Origin of the sequence: Maribacter sp. HTCC2170, assembly GCF_000153165.2 — a bacterium.
Lineage (GTDB): Bacteria > Bacteroidota > Bacteroidia > Flavobacteriales > Flavobacteriaceae > Maribacter_A.
This window is the reverse complement of sequence record NC_014472.1, coordinates 912,874-926,478: the sequence shown is the minus strand read 5'-3', so window position 1 is coordinate 926,478 and position 13,605 is coordinate 912,874. Positions and strand designations below refer to the sequence as shown.

The window sequence follows — 13,605 nt, the reverse complement described above, 5'->3', positions numbered from 1 at the left end:
GGTCGCAATTTCAAAGATATGATAAACCTTGATAATTCGTTGCACAAATAGCATACTCCGACTATATTTGCGTTTTTATAAAAAATGATAATGAAGACCGTTATTGAACCAGCAAAAAAGACAACTTTGTCTATGGCATTTGCTGATTTTAAGGAGATTACCAAGGCTAGACTTGCGGTCAGCGTGGTCTTTTCTTCGATTGCGGGGTATTTGCTTGGAGCTTACGAGATTAGTGTTATATCGCTGTTATTGCTTGCCTTTGGTGGTTATTGTATGGTTGGTGCATCAAATGCGTATAATCAGATTATTGAAAAGGACTTGGATGCGTTGATGAAACGTACAAAGAACAGGCCTATCCCCTCTGGAAGAATGTCGGTCAATATGGCTCTTTTAATTGCCGTGGTTCTAACTGTTTTAGGGGTGATTTCATTGTATTTTTTAAACCCGAAAACGGCTATGTTTGGGGCCATTTCAATATTTTTGTATACGAGTGTTTATACACCTTTGAAGACCATTACTTCACTCTCGGTTTTTGTGGGTGCATTTCCAGGGGCAATACCTTTTATGCTGGGTTGGGTGGCCGCAACCAATGAATTTGGAATAGAGCCAGGAACCTTGTTCATGATTCAGTTTTTTTGGCAGTTCCCGCACTTCTGGGCTTTAGCTTGGATGTTGGATGAAGATTACAAAAAGGGAGGGTTTAAAATGCTTCCTACAGGAAAAAAAGATAATGGTACGGCGCTACAAATAATAATGTACACCATTTGGATGATCGTGATTTCTGTAATACCAGTTTTTGGTATTACCGGACGATTGCAATTGTCTGTTCCTGCTGCAGTAATTGTTTTTATAATGGGTGGGGCTATGCTGTTTTATGCTTTTAGATTGTACGAAAAGAAAGATAATATTTCTGCAAGAAAATTAATGTTGGCCAGTGTGAGCTACATCACTTTGATGCAAGTGGTTTATGTGCTGGATAAATTCATATAAATAAATGGACTTAACTCAAGGAACTCCAAAAGAAAAAAATGATAGATCAAAAAAAATGATGCTCTGGTTTGGCATTGTGAGTCTACTAATGGCATTTGCAGGTTGGACCAGTGCCTATATTGTAAGTAGTAAAAGAGAAGATTGGTTGAGTGATATTGTGCTACCGTCATCTTTTTATATTAGCACAGCAATAATTATTCTGAGCAGCATTACCTATTTTTTAGCCAAGAAAGCAATCCAGAAAGATGCTAAAAAAGTTTGCACAAGTTGGTTGTTGATTACGTTGGGGCTGGGAGTCATTTTTATAGGATTGCAATTCAATGGATTTTCTCAATTGGTGTCCCAAGGCTATTATTTTACAGGACCAACCAGTAGTATAAAAATGTCATATATTTTTCTCATAGCAGCGGTACATATTGTTCATGTGGTTGCGGGTATTATTTCCTTGTTGGTAGTTTTGTTCAACCAAATAAAAGGAAAGTACAATGCTGGAGAGTATTTGGGATTGTCATTAGGTGCAACCTTTTGGCATTTTTTAGACCTCCTATGGGTTTATTTAATCCTGTTTATGGTGTTGGTCGGCTAAAAATTCAATAAAGTTTTGATTTCTTGGCATTTGACTTTTGTATCCTCTAAAAAAATGTAAATTTGTGAAAATTCTAATTATACGATAATTTATTTATGGATTCTACGGTAACAACGGGCACGGGAGAAAACGTATGGGGAGGTGGTAACCGACCCCTGGGAGCAAGCTACGGCAAATTAATGATGTGGTTTTTCTTGGTGTCAGATGCTTTGACATTTTCTGGTTTTTTAGCGGCATATGGTTTTTCAAGATTTAAGTTCATTGAGACCTGGCCAATTGCAGACGAAGTATTTACCCACGTACCATTCTTCCACGGTAATTACCCGATGTACTATGTGGCATTCATGACATTTATCCTTATTATGTCTTCTGTTACCATGGTACTTGCAGTTGATGCAGGGCATAAAATGAAAAAGAACAGTGTTATTTGGTATATGTTCTTGACCATTATTGGTGGAGCAATATTTGTTGGTTCCCAGGCTTGGGAATGGGCGACGTTCATTAACGGTGATTATGGTGCAGTAGAAACCAAAGGGGGAAGGATTTTACAATTTGTAAAAGCCGATTCTGGCGATAGGGCAGCCTTGGCAGATTTTGCTAAGACAATTCCTGGTGATAGGGTAGCTCATGAGAATAAAAATGGGGTTTGGTTCTATGATGAAGGTTACCAACCTAGTTATTCATTGAATGAGGTATTAGAAGGTTTTAAGGCAAATCCAAATATTCTTGTAAGAACTGAAACTATAAATGAAGAAGGTGAAAAAACCTTGCTTTCAAGGCAAGAATCTTTGACAAAACTACAGAATGCTACCCAGGTGGTTGAAGGTGCTAACTTGGTTCATAATGAATATGGGAGCAGGTTGTTTGCCGATTTCTTTTTCTTTATTACTGGTTTTCACGGTTTTCACGTATTTTCAGGAGTACTCATTAATCTGATAATTTTCTTTAATGTTGCTTTGGGCACGTATGAGAAAAGGGGTCATTATGAAATGGTTGAGAAAGTCGGGCTTTACTGGCACTTTGTGGATTTGGTTTGGGTATTTGTATTTACATTCTTTTATTTGGTATAAACGTTTTATTGTTTGGTTTTAGAGCAAACATATATTAATATTTTTTAGCATGGCAGACGCACACAAGTTGGAGATTTTCAGAGGACTTTTAAAATTTAAGTCCAACACCCAAAAGATATGGGGTGTTCTTGTCTTTTTGACTATTGTTACGGCAATTGAAGTTGCTTTGGGTATAACAAAGCCTGATGCATTGGTGGGCACCTCATTCCTAGGTATGAAATTGTTGAATTGGATATTCATCATTTTAACCTTGGTAAAAGCCTATTATATTGCATGGGATTTCATGCACTTAAGAGATGAAAAAAGTTCTTTACGCAGAGCGATTGTTTGGACACCAATTTTCCTTGTCCTCTATTTGGTATTTATATTATTGGTAGAAGCTGATTATATCTACGAGGTCTTCAGGGATGGGTTTGTCACTTGGAACTTCTAAAATAGAATTAACAGAAAAAAGAGACGGTTTAAACACCGTCTTTTTTATTTTTGTTTGTTGAAGACAAATAAGGATTTTTTGAACTAATCTAGCTATAAGACAGAATTCGACTATAACCAGTTTGCACTTCTTACTATGAAAAAGAAATTAGTTTTAGCCATACTTTTTATACTGCCAATTGTTGTTTATCTGTTCTTTGCTTCAGGTGTGAATAATTTTGGTAAATTACCCACATTGACTGAAAATATACTTGATGTTTCAACAGTTGACAAAAGAAATACATTTAAGGGCAAAATTACTATTCTTGGTTTTTTAGGAAATGATGTTGAAAATAGAAAAGGCAATGCTTTTAATTTGAACCAGAAAATTTACAAGCGTTTTTATGAATTCAAGGACTTTCAATTTGTAATGTTGGTTTTGAATGGGAATGAAGATAAAGTGGCTGAGCTTAAGGCCGAATTAGGGAATTTGACGGATATTCGTAAATGGAACTTTGTCTACACCACCGAAGAACAGATTAAAGATGTTTTCAAAGGATTGAAAACAGATCTATCCTTAAATGAAAATCTATCCACATCTTATGTTTTTATAATAGATAAAGAAGGAAACTTACGAGGACGTGACAAGGATGAGGATGAGGGCACTAAGTTTGGATTTAATACTACGTCGGTAGCTGATTTGAATAATAAAATGGAAGATGATGTGAAAATCATTTTGGCAGAATATCGACTAGCTTTAAAAAGGAACAATGCCAATAGGAAAAATTGATGAAGAAATATACATATGTTTGGGTTTCGCTAGTAATTTTAGTTTTTGGAATAATCTTTATTCCAAAGATAGTAGACCGTATAAAATCCGATAGTGTTGTCGAGAATGATCGCGTCAATCTCAAGAGCAATGAAGATGGGTTGGCCTATTTGTATTTGAATGGTAAAAAGAAAAGAGTGCCTTCTTTTCAATTTGTGAATCAAGATAGTTTGGTGATTACCGATAAGGATTATCTCGGAAAGGTTTATGTAGTCGAGTTCTTCTTTACATCCTGCCCTTCTATTTGCCCAATTATGACCAAAAACCTTGTTGATTTACAGGAAGAGTTTAAAATTTCAAATGACTTTGGAGTGGCCTCTTTTACAATTACTCCTGAGTATGATACACCAAGGGTTTTAAAGGAGTATGCTGAAGAACATGGAATTACAAATTTGGATTGGCATTTAATGACGGGTAGTCAAGAATCAATTTATGAATTGGCAAACAAAGGCTTTAATATTTTTGTCTCAGAAATGCCGGATGCCCCAGGTGGTTTTGAGCATGCCGGACTTTTTGCTTTAATAGATAAGAAAGGATTCCTGCGTTCTAGGGTTGATGAGTTTGGTAACCCGATTATTTATTATCGGGGAACTATAACCGAAAGTCAAGGTGAGAATTCTGAGGGTGAGAAAGAACAGATTTCAATTTTGAAAGAGGATATTGACAAATTGCTAAAGGAATAATGGGTCATGGATTCAATTGAGTTAAAGGAAAAGAGATTCAATAAGATAATTACGGTTATCTCCATTTTGGTGCCAATAGTAGTAGCAGCCTTATTCGGGGTCAAAATCCCGAATGTTGAACCATTATCTTTTTTACCTCCAATTTATGCTTCAGTAAATGGTATTACGGCCGTTGTTTTGATAATTGCCGTTTGGGCGATTAAAACTGGAAAAAGAGGATTGCATCAAAAATTAATGACTTTATGTATTTGTCTTTCGGTACTTTTTCTTTTAATGTATATAGCATACCATATGACCTCGGATTCAACAACGTTTGGTGGTGAAGGAGTTATTAAATACGTGTATTATTTTATTTTGATTACCCATATTGTGTTTTCAATAGGTATAATCCCATTGGTTTTAAGAACATATGCGCGTGCTTATTTAAAAAAATATGATGCGCACAGGGCTTTGGCAAAATTAACATTTCCGATTTGGCTATATGTCGCCGTTACTGGTGTTGTAGTCTATTTAATGATATCACCCTATTATATAAGCTGAATGAAATATAAATACATTATTCCATTAATTGTTTTTGTCTTGTTGATTCCTCAGGTAAGTGAGGGGCAATGTGCAATGTGTAGGGCTGTATTGGAAAGCGAAGGGAATACCTCTGCTGCTGAAGGAATCAATAATGGTATTGTTTACTTGATGGCAGTACCATATATTTTGGTTGCTGGGCTATTTTATTTTATCTACAAAAAAATGAGAGCTTAGGCCATATTTTAATTTTAACATTTATTTAGTGGTTTTGGTGTAACAAAAATCTGGTATGCTAGTCTTATTGTTGTACAATAATCATTGTTGTATTCATCAATCAAAACCAACCCTATGTTCGACATCGAAAGATGGCAGGAGATATTTGATACAATCCGTAAAAATAAATTACGGACTTTCCTTACTGGTCTCTCAGTAGCTTCCGGGATTTTTATACTTGTTATTTTATTGGGCTTTGGCCAAGGAATGCAGAATGGTATTGCCCAAGAATTTGAAGAAGATGCTTCAAATAGAATTGCTGTGTGGACCCAGGTAACAACTAAAGAACATAAAGGTCTTAATCCAGGTCGGCCCATTCAAATTCGCAATGAGAATTATGATCATATAGAATCAAGATTTTCAGACAAATTAAAAGATAAATCAGCTTATTTCATGGTTCGTAATGCCATGGTAAATTATAAAACGGAATCTGTTGGCTATAGTGTGCGTGGAATAAACGGTGGTTTTCAATTTATTGAAAACCAATACATTTCAGAAGGTCGATATATAAATTATAAAGACCAAAGGAACGTGGCCAAAGTCGCGGTAATAAGCAACACAATAAAGAAGGAGATTTTTAAGGATGGTCAAAGTCCATTGAATGAGTACATTGATATTTCTGGTATTCAATTCAAAGTTATTGGTGTTTATGGCGATATGGGTGGTGAACGAGAAGAAGAGCGCATATTTATTCCTATGTCTACTGCTCAAAGAGTGTTTAATGGCGCTGATAGAATAAACAACCTATATTATACACTGCAACCTGTTGAGAATTTTGATCAAGCCGTGGCCGAATCTACCAAGTTCTCCAATGAGATGAAAAGATACCTGCAAGAAGCGCATACAGTTGCACCAGATGATCCTAGCGCAATTAATGTATTCAATACTCTTGAAGAGGTAAAACGTTTTTTTACATTAATGAGTGGTATCAAATTGTTTTTTTGGTTTGTGGGTATTTGTACCATAATAGCTGGTGTTGTTGGAGTTAGTAACATTATGTTGATTGTTGTAAAGGAAAGAACACGTGAGATTGGGGTACGTAAAGCTTTAGGGGCTAAACCCTGGTCGATAGTAGGGATGATTTTACATGAATCAATTTTTGTAACGGCTATTTCTGGCTTTGCAGGGCTCATTTTTAGTATGGGATTACTGGAGATTTTTGGTCCCTATATTGAGGTTGATTATATATTGAATCCTTCGGTCAATTTCAATGTGGCCATATCAACAGTATTTGTGTTGATTTTTGCTGGTGCGGCAGCTGGATTTTTTCCTGCTTGGCGAGCAGCGAATATTCATGTGATAGATGCTTTAAGAGACGAATAATAACTATAGAGATGTTCGATAGAGATCGTTGGAAAGAGATAATAGAGGTGTTGACCGGTAATTGGTTCAGGACGGTTCTTACAGCCTTTGGGGTTTTTTGGGGCATTTTGATTTTGATTATCCTTTTGGCTGCAGGCAAAGGTTTTCAGAATGGTGTTATGGCCGATTTTGGTGATATAGCCACTAACACAATGTTCATGTGGTCTAGAAGCACGACCAAGGAATACCTAGGGCTACCCAAAGGCCGACGATATAATTTTAAATTGGATGATGTACAGGCAATAAAAGATAATGTTCCAAATCTTCGTTATGTTTCTCCACGAAACCAATTGGGAGGTTTTCAAGGGGCCAATAATGTGACAAGAGGTATAAGAACAGGAGCATTTGGTGTTTATGGTGATTATCCAGAAATAATTAATCAAGATCCAATGACTATAACTTCTGGTCGTTTTATCAATCACTCGGACATAAATGAGAAAAGAAAAATAGCAATTATTGGTGAGGGTGTTAGGGCCAGTTTGTACGATAAAGGCGAGCAGGTTATAGGTACTTATATAAAGATTCAAGGGGTTAATTTCATGGTTATTGGCACTTACAAAAAGAAGGCCAACAATGGCGATGGTGAAGAGGGGCAAAAGGAAATTTTCATTCCCTTCACTACTTTTTCACAAGCATTCAATAGGGCCGATAATGTGGGTTGGATGGCCATTACCGCTCAAGATGGTAGTTCTATTACCTCTTTGAAAGAAAGAATAATTTCCCTTGTGAAACAGAACAGGAAAATTCATCCAGATGATAAACGTGCCGTAGGCAATTTTGACCTTTATGAGCAGTTCAACAGAGTCCAGAGCCTATTTGGTGCCATGAGCTTCATTGCCTATTTTGTTGGGATACTGGTATTAATTTCAGGGGTAATAGGTGTTAGTAATATAATGCTCATAGTAGTAAAAGAGCGAACCAAAGAAATAGGGATTCGTCGCGCCTTGGGAGAAGACCCTTGGTCTATTAAACTACAAATTTTGATGGAGTCTATTTTTCTGACCATTATTTCAGGCATGGCGGGAATTACTTTTGGGGCGCTACTTATTTATGCCATTAATGCCTTGCTGGATGCCAATGGGCCAGTAGATATGTTTTTGAATCCAAGTGTTAGCTTGGGCGTGGTCGTGGCAGCTTTGGTTATTTTAATTATTTCAGGTTTACTCGCAGGTTACATACCTGCACAAAGTGCCATCAAAGTAAAACCAATAGACGCGTTAAGAACAGAATAATAACATCAATCAATCATAAAACAAAGTGTAAAATGAAAAAGTCGGTAACCATAATTATTTTATTGATCATAGTTGTTGCCTTTGGTGGCTCAATGTATTATCTCTATCAAAAAAATGCTGAGGATCCTATAGTCTATGAGACTGAACAACCCAGTAAGCAAACAATAATCAAAAAGACAGTTGCTACAGGTAGTATTTTGCCTTTGGAAGAAGTTTTGATAAAGCCTAATATTTCTGGGGTTATTGAAGAAGTTTTTGTAGAGGGGGGAGATTATGTAAAATCAGGGGATTTATTGGCGAAAATCAAGGTAGTGCCAAATTTGAACGCATTGAATGATGCCAAGAACAATATAGATGAGGCGCGAATCGCTCTTGAGGATCAAAAGCGAAATTTGGACCGGCAAAAAAGTCTTTTTGAAAAAGGAGTTGTATCAAAAGTTGATTTAGAAAGAGCGCAAGTTAGCTTTGACCAAGCAAGACAGTCTTATGGGGCTGCAAACAAGAAGTATGATATTGTTAAGACGGGTACGACAAGTGGCTTTGGAAATGCCGCCAATACTATGATTCGTGCAACGGTCAGTGGTATGGTATTGGATGTGCCGGTTGAAGTTGGAAATCAAGTGATTGAAAGCAATAATTTTAATGAAGGAACAACGATTGCAGCCATTGCCGACGTTGAAAAAATGATTTTTGAAGGTAAAGTAGATGAGTCTGAGGTTGGTAAAATATCAGAGGAGCTTCCTTTGGAAATTACTGTTGGTGCAATAGAAAATCAGGTTTTTGATGCTGTTTTGGACTATATAGCACCTAAAGGTGAAGAGGAGAACGGAGCAATTCAGTTTGAAATAAAGGGAACCTTAAAAAAGCAGGACACGGTATTCATTCGTGCAGGTCTTAGTGCTAATGCATCGATAATTCTTGGTAGGGCAGATAGTGTACTGGCTGTGAAGGAAGCTCTGGTACAATTTGATGACAAAACAAAACTGCCTTATGTAGAAATAGAAAAAAGTGATCAAGAGTTTGAACGAAAGGACATTGAATTGGGCATAAGCGACGGAATCTTTGTAGAGATCAAATCTGGGATTTCAGATGAGGATAAAATCAAGGTTTGGAATGAAGTAAAACCGGACGAATTCGCTAATTAATTATTTAACATAAAATTTGGAGCAAATCTTGTAACATTTTAACAACTTAGATGTCTTATTGTCGAGTTCTATTGTAGATTCATCCAAAAACTAATACAACCAACATGATTGAAATCAAAGATCTTCACAAATCCTATAAAATGGGGAGTAATTCCCTTCATGTACTAAAAGGTATTAATTTTAAAGCAGAGGCTGGTGAGTTAGTAGCGATCATGGGTTCTTCAGGTTCTGGTAAATCAACTTTGCTAAATATTCTGGGAATGCTTGATGAGGCTGATTCAGGGGAGTACACATTGGATGGCGTTCCTATTAAAAATTTAAACGAAACAAAAGCAGCCAAGTATCGAAACAAGTTCTTGGGTTTTGTATTCCAATCATTCAATCTTATCAATTATAAAAGTGCCATGGAAAATGTGGCTCTTCCTTTGTACTACCAGAAAATAGGTAGAAAAGAACGCCAGGAAAGGGCAATGAAATATTTAGATCAAGTAGGTTTAACAGAATGGGCAACCCATTTACCGAATGAGCTTTCAGGTGGTCAAAAACAGCGTGTTGCAATTGCAAGGGCGATGGCCGCTGAACCAAAAGTATTATTGGCCGATGAGCCAACTGGAGCGTTGGATAGTACAACCTCTTATGAGGTTATGGATTTGATTCAAAATATAAACGATCAAGGGAATACTATTTTGGTCGTAACCCATGAAGATGACATAGCACATATGTGCAAGAGAATCATACATTTAAAGGACGGTGTTATCGAAAAGGATGAAAAAGTTAAGCAAGTAAGGGCATCGGAATATGTTTAGTAGAGACAGTTGGAAAGAAATATTCGAGACTATTCAAAAGAACAAATTGCGTACGTTCTTATCGGGTTTTACCGTTGCATTGGGGATTCTCATATTCGTTTCCTTGGTTGGATTGACAAACGGACTTCAAAATACATTTGATGAGTTCTTCAATGATGATTCAACAAATACTTTCTTTATTTATCCAGGGCGTACATCAATGCCTTATAAGGGGTATAAATCCAATCGTCAAATTGAGTTTGATAATAGTGATTTAGCTGATATCAAGAAAAATTTTCCCATGTTTCTTCAGTATGTTTCACCTCGAATTGACAGGGGTGCACTGGTTAAATACAACAATGAGTCTAACAATTACACGACTAGGGCGGTGAGCGAATCCTATCAATTCGCCGAAAAGACCATAATTATGAAAGGCCGCTATTTAAACCTTGAAGATATCAAAAAAAAGGCAAAATATGCGGTTGTGGGAAGGTTGGTTGAACAGGATTTATTTGGTAATAAAGATGCCATAGGGGAATACATTGATGTATCGGGAAGTATGTTCAAGGTAATTGGTGTTTTTCAGGACGATGCTGGTGATGATGAGGAACGTAGAATGTATATTCCTTATACCACAAGACAGTTGATCGAAAAGAATACGGATAAAATTGGACATATTGTGGTTGGTTTTAAGCCTGAAATTGGTTATGCAGGAGCGATGGCATTTGATAAAAGTCTTGATAGTTTTATTAGGGAAAAGAAATATATAAGTCCTAACGATCAGAATGGTATTTATGTTCGGAATGTTATGGATCAATATGAGCAAAATCAGCAATTTGCGGGTGTTTTGGCGATTATTGGTGGTGCAATAGCATTTGGGACCATATTGGCTGGAATAATTGGAATTAGCAATATCATGGTTTTCGTAGTAAAGGAGAGGACTAAGGAATTGGGCATTCGGAAAGCCTTAGGGGCAACCCCCAGGGCGGTAGTTAGTTCAATACTTTTGGAATCAACATTCATAACCACTATATCTGGGATTTTGGGAATGGTTCTGGGGATGGCAATATTGAGTACTATGGGTGAGAAGTTAAAGGACTATTTTATAACAAATCCATATATAAATTTAGGTTTGGCAATTTTTGCAACAATCTTATTAATTGTATGTGGGGCAATTGCGGGATATTTACCTGCGAGAAGAGCAGCGAGAATTAAACCAATAGTGGCATTAAGAGACGATTAGTATGGGATTCTTATTTGATAAAAATACTTGGCAAGAAATTTTTGGTTCTATAGGAAAAAATAAGACCAGAACAATTATTACTATGATTGGTGTTCTTTGGGGGATTTTTGTTTACATAGCATTATCAGGAGCGGCCAAGGGAATGGACAATGGTTTTGAAAAGGTTTTCAAAACAGTGTCTATGAACAGTATGTTCGTTTGGGGACAGAGTACAAGCAAACCATATGACGGCTTTAAAACAGGTAGACAAATGCAATTAAAGTTGGGCAATGTAACTGAATTGCAAAACAAGATTCCCGAAATACAATACATTGCTCCTCGAATCACATTAGGCAATTTTGGTTCTGATCCAGTTTATACCGTTAGAGGTCAAAAATCAGGAACTTATACAATAAACGGTGATTATCCAGTATATACCAAAATCGCCACTAAGAAAATCTTTGATGGCGGCAGGTTTATTAATGACGAGGATATTGATCAGGCGCGAAAGGTCTGCGTTATTGGTGAAAGAAACCTTCAAGAATTGTTTGAAGAAGATGAAAATCCCGTTGGTCAATATATTAGAATAGGCAGTGTCTATTTTCAGGTCATAGGTGTCCATAAAATGGCACAGGGGGTTAGTTTTGATAACGACAGCGATATTTTTATTCCGTTTTCAACATATAGGAAGCTTTATAATTCTGGCGAAAATATTGGCTATATGTGTATAGCAGCATATGATGATGTAGATGTTGTTCAAGTTGAAAAAGATGTGAAGTCGATTCTAAAAGGTATACATAGAGTAGATCCAGAGGATGAACGAGCATTCGGATCATTTAATTTGGGTGAGATGTTTACAAAAATATCAGGTTTTGCCAAGGGGTTGACTTTTGTTTCACTAATTGTTGGAATAGCAACCATTTTGGCTGGGGTAATTGGTATTGGCAATATTCTCTTGATATCAGTAAAGGAAAGAACCAAAGAATTGGGTGTGAGAAGAGCGCTGGGTGCTACCCCAAGTGAGGTTAGGTCACAAATAATTTTGGAATCAGTATTCTTGACCGTTTTGGCAGGTATAATTGGTGTAATTCTCGGAGCTGGTGTATTGAGCCTAATAAATAACTTGACGCAAGATGTTGATTTTCCATACACCAATCCAACTGTTCCCATTCCTTATGTTTTAGGGGCTTTGGCCATTATGGTTGTTTTGGGCACCTTAATAGGTTTAATCCCAGCACAAAGGGCAGTAAGTATAAAACCAATTGACGCATTAAGAGAAGAATAAACAAACAACAAACCAGTATTTACATAAACACATATTAAAATGAACAAAATTTTAAAATATTCATTGATTGGCCTTTTGATTCTTGGAGCACTTTGGGCAGCATTGTTCTTTATTAAATCTAACAGTAAGTCGGCTGTTACATACGAAGTTTCAAAACCTTTCATTTCTAATATTGAAAAGAAAACGGTCGCAACGGGAAAAGTAATACCAGAAGACGAAATTGAAATAAAGCCCCAAATTTCAGGAATTATTGAAAAAATCTTTATGGAAGAGGGGGAAATGGTTAAAGCAGGTGATTTAATTGCCAGAATAAAAGTAGTGCCAAATGAGCAGTCTTTGAATCAATCTAGAGGTAGGGTTAAAAATGCAGAGTTAGCGTTGAATAATGTAAAAATTGAATTCAATAGAAATAAGGCATTATTTGATAAAGGTGTTATTTCAAGTCAAGACTTTAATAGTCTGCAATTACAGTACAACCAGGCGCAGCAAGAGTTGTCAAATGCTCGATCTGATTATCAGATTATCCGAAGAGGTTCGGCCGGAGGTTCAGCTACCGCAAATACCAATATCAGGGCAACTGTAAATGGTACAATTTTGGAAATCCCAGTAGAGGAAGGTGATCAAGTAATCCAGAGTAATAACTTTAATGATGGTACTACAATTGCTTCGATTGCTGATTTGACCAAAATGATATTTGAAGGTAAAGTTGACGAAGGTGAAGTTGGAAAGTTACAAGTTGGCACAGCTTTAAAAATTAGCCTAGGGGCGGTTGAAGGAAAGGAATTGGACGCAAAACTAAGGTTTATTGCACCAAAAGGAGTTGAAGAAACGGGAGCTGTACAATTTAAGATTGAAGGTGATGTTGAGGTGAGTGATGATGTTTTTATCCGAGCTGGTTATAGCGCAAATGCATCGATGATTTTGGAAAAGAAAGATAGTGTATTGGTGATTCCCGAAGCTCTATTACAGTTTGATAAAAAGACCGACAAGCCTTTCGTAGAAGTTTCAGTTGGTAGTGCAGAGGATCAAAAATTTGAGAGAAAGGATATAGAGATAGGAATTTCCGATGGAGTAAATGTTGAAATCGTATCTGGGATTACAGAAGAAGATGAAGTGAAGCAGTGGAACAAAACCGAGCCAATAAAGAAAGGCGATGAAGAAGAGGGTGAGGGAGAAGACTCAGAAGAAGCAGAAGAATAAGTAAGCATCA

15 protein-coding genes are annotated in these 13,605 nt (G+C 36.7%); all 15 read left to right on the top strand.

All coding sequences use genetic code 11. The annotated features are described in order from the left end of the window. The first annotated feature begins 84 nt into the window (after positions 1 to 84). The 15 genes from cyoE to FB2170_RS04205 all read left to right on the top strand — a co-directional run bounded on the left by cyoE (position 85) and on the right by FB2170_RS04205 (position 13,595). Entirely contained in the window at positions 85 to 990 is a 906-nt protein-coding gene (gene cyoE / locus FB2170_RS04275; RefSeq protein ID WP_013305286.1) for a heme o synthase, read from the top strand. A gap of 4 nt (positions 991 to 994) precedes the next feature. Continuing rightward, positions 995 to 1,576 carry a heme-copper oxidase subunit III gene (locus FB2170_RS04270; RefSeq protein ID WP_013305285.1) on the top strand — a complete coding sequence of 194 codons (582 nt, stop codon included), beginning with the start codon at positions 995 to 997 and terminating at the stop codon, positions 1,574 to 1,576. A gap of 95 nt (positions 1,577 to 1,671) precedes the next feature. After that, positions 1,672 to 2,646 carry a cytochrome c oxidase subunit 3 gene (locus FB2170_RS04265; protein ID WP_013305284.1) on the top strand — a complete coding sequence of 325 codons (975 nt, stop codon included), beginning with the start codon at positions 1,672 to 1,674 and terminating at the stop codon, positions 2,644 to 2,646. Between the two features lie 49 nt (positions 2,647 to 2,695). Beyond that, positions 2,696 to 3,079, top strand: a complete 384-nt coding sequence (locus FB2170_RS04260) for a cytochrome C oxidase subunit IV family protein (RefSeq protein WP_013305283.1) — start codon at positions 2,696 to 2,698, stop codon at positions 3,077 to 3,079. Positions 3,080 to 3,214: 135 nt separating this feature from the next. Further along, entirely contained in the window at positions 3,215 to 3,847 is a 633-nt protein-coding gene (locus FB2170_RS04255) for a hypothetical protein (RefSeq protein ID WP_013305282.1), read from the top strand. Continuing rightward, positions 3,847 to 4,569, top strand: a complete 723-nt coding sequence (locus FB2170_RS04250) for an SCO family protein (protein WP_013305281.1) — start codon at positions 3,847 to 3,849, stop codon at positions 4,567 to 4,569. Before FB2170_RS04255 ends, FB2170_RS04250 begins: the two co-directional genes overlap by 1 nt. A gap of 6 nt (positions 4,570 to 4,575) precedes the next feature. Beyond that, positions 4,576 to 5,109 (top strand): DUF420 domain-containing protein, encoded by a 534-nt coding sequence (locus FB2170_RS04245; RefSeq protein ID WP_013305280.1) that lies wholly within the window; start codon positions 4,576 to 4,578, stop codon positions 5,107 to 5,109. Then, positions 5,110 to 5,325, top strand: coding sequence for a hypothetical protein (locus FB2170_RS04240; RefSeq protein WP_013305279.1), 216 nt, complete (start codon positions 5,110 to 5,112; stop codon positions 5,323 to 5,325). It abuts the gene before it with no gap. Between the two features lie 114 nt (positions 5,326 to 5,439). Beyond that, positions 5,440 to 6,687 carry an ABC transporter permease gene (locus FB2170_RS04235; protein WP_013305278.1) on the top strand — a complete coding sequence of 416 codons (1,248 nt, stop codon included), beginning with the start codon at positions 5,440 to 5,442 and terminating at the stop codon, positions 6,685 to 6,687. Between the two features lie 11 nt (positions 6,688 to 6,698). After that, on the top strand, positions 6,699 to 7,958 hold the full coding sequence (locus FB2170_RS04230) for an ABC transporter permease (RefSeq protein ID WP_013305277.1): 1,260 nt from the start codon (positions 6,699 to 6,701) through the stop codon (positions 7,956 to 7,958). Between the two features lie 32 nt (positions 7,959 to 7,990). After that, positions 7,991 to 9,103 (top strand): efflux RND transporter periplasmic adaptor subunit, encoded by a 1,113-nt coding sequence (locus FB2170_RS04225; protein WP_013305276.1) that lies wholly within the window; start codon positions 7,991 to 7,993, stop codon positions 9,101 to 9,103. Between the two features lie 104 nt (positions 9,104 to 9,207). After that, positions 9,208 to 9,909, top strand: a complete 702-nt coding sequence (locus FB2170_RS04220) for an ABC transporter ATP-binding protein (RefSeq protein WP_013305275.1) — start codon at positions 9,208 to 9,210, stop codon at positions 9,907 to 9,909. Continuing rightward, entirely contained in the window at positions 9,902 to 11,131 is a 1,230-nt protein-coding gene (locus FB2170_RS04215; RefSeq protein WP_013305274.1) for an ABC transporter permease, read from the top strand. The genes FB2170_RS04220 and FB2170_RS04215 overlap by 8 nt, the downstream gene beginning before the upstream one ends. Before the next feature lies 1 nt (position 11,132). After that, complete coding sequence (locus FB2170_RS04210; RefSeq protein ID WP_013305273.1) at positions 11,133 to 12,395, top strand: ABC transporter permease; 1,263 nt, start codon at positions 11,133 to 11,135, stop codon at positions 12,393 to 12,395. A gap of 39 nt (positions 12,396 to 12,434) precedes the next feature. After that, a complete protein-coding gene (locus FB2170_RS04205; RefSeq protein ID WP_013305272.1) occupies positions 12,435 to 13,595 on the top strand; it encodes an efflux RND transporter periplasmic adaptor subunit in 1,161 nt (386 codons plus the stop codon). The last annotated feature ends 10 nt before the right edge of the window (positions 13,596 to 13,605 follow it).

Excerpts from the sequence above, each read along its gene's own strand:
- cyoE (WP_013305286.1), top strand. The coding sequence starts at position 85 with ATGATAATGAAGACCGTTATTGAACCAGCAAAAAAGACAACTTTGTCT.
- FB2170_RS04270 (WP_013305285.1), top strand. The coding sequence starts at position 995 with ATGGACTTAACTCAAGGAACTCCAAAAGAAAAAAATGATAGATCAAAA.
- FB2170_RS04265 (WP_013305284.1), top strand. The coding sequence starts at position 1,672 with ATGGATTCTACGGTAACAACGGGCACGGGAGAAAACGTATGGGGAGGT.
- FB2170_RS04260 (WP_013305283.1), top strand. The coding sequence starts at position 2,696 with ATGGCAGACGCACACAAGTTGGAGATTTTCAGAGGACTTTTAAAATTT.
- FB2170_RS04255 (WP_013305282.1), top strand. The coding sequence starts at position 3,215 with ATGAAAAAGAAATTAGTTTTAGCCATACTTTTTATACTGCCAATTGTT.
- FB2170_RS04250 (WP_013305281.1), top strand. The coding sequence starts at position 3,847 with ATGAAGAAATATACATATGTTTGGGTTTCGCTAGTAATTTTAGTTTTT.
- FB2170_RS04245 (WP_013305280.1), top strand. The coding sequence starts at position 4,576 with ATGGATTCAATTGAGTTAAAGGAAAAGAGATTCAATAAGATAATTACG.
- FB2170_RS04240 (WP_013305279.1), top strand. The coding sequence starts at position 5,110 with ATGAAATATAAATACATTATTCCATTAATTGTTTTTGTCTTGTTGATT.
- FB2170_RS04235 (WP_013305278.1), top strand. The coding sequence starts at position 5,440 with ATGTTCGACATCGAAAGATGGCAGGAGATATTTGATACAATCCGTAAA.
- FB2170_RS04230 (WP_013305277.1), top strand. The coding sequence starts at position 6,699 with ATGTTCGATAGAGATCGTTGGAAAGAGATAATAGAGGTGTTGACCGGT.
- FB2170_RS04225 (WP_013305276.1), top strand. The coding sequence starts at position 7,991 with ATGAAAAAGTCGGTAACCATAATTATTTTATTGATCATAGTTGTTGCC.
- FB2170_RS04220 (WP_013305275.1), top strand. The coding sequence starts at position 9,208 with ATGATTGAAATCAAAGATCTTCACAAATCCTATAAAATGGGGAGTAAT.
- FB2170_RS04215 (WP_013305274.1), top strand. The coding sequence starts at position 9,902 with ATGTTTAGTAGAGACAGTTGGAAAGAAATATTCGAGACTATTCAAAAG.
- FB2170_RS04210 (WP_013305273.1), top strand. The coding sequence starts at position 11,133 with ATGGGATTCTTATTTGATAAAAATACTTGGCAAGAAATTTTTGGTTCT.
- FB2170_RS04205 (WP_013305272.1), top strand. The coding sequence starts at position 12,435 with ATGAACAAAATTTTAAAATATTCATTGATTGGCCTTTTGATTCTTGGA.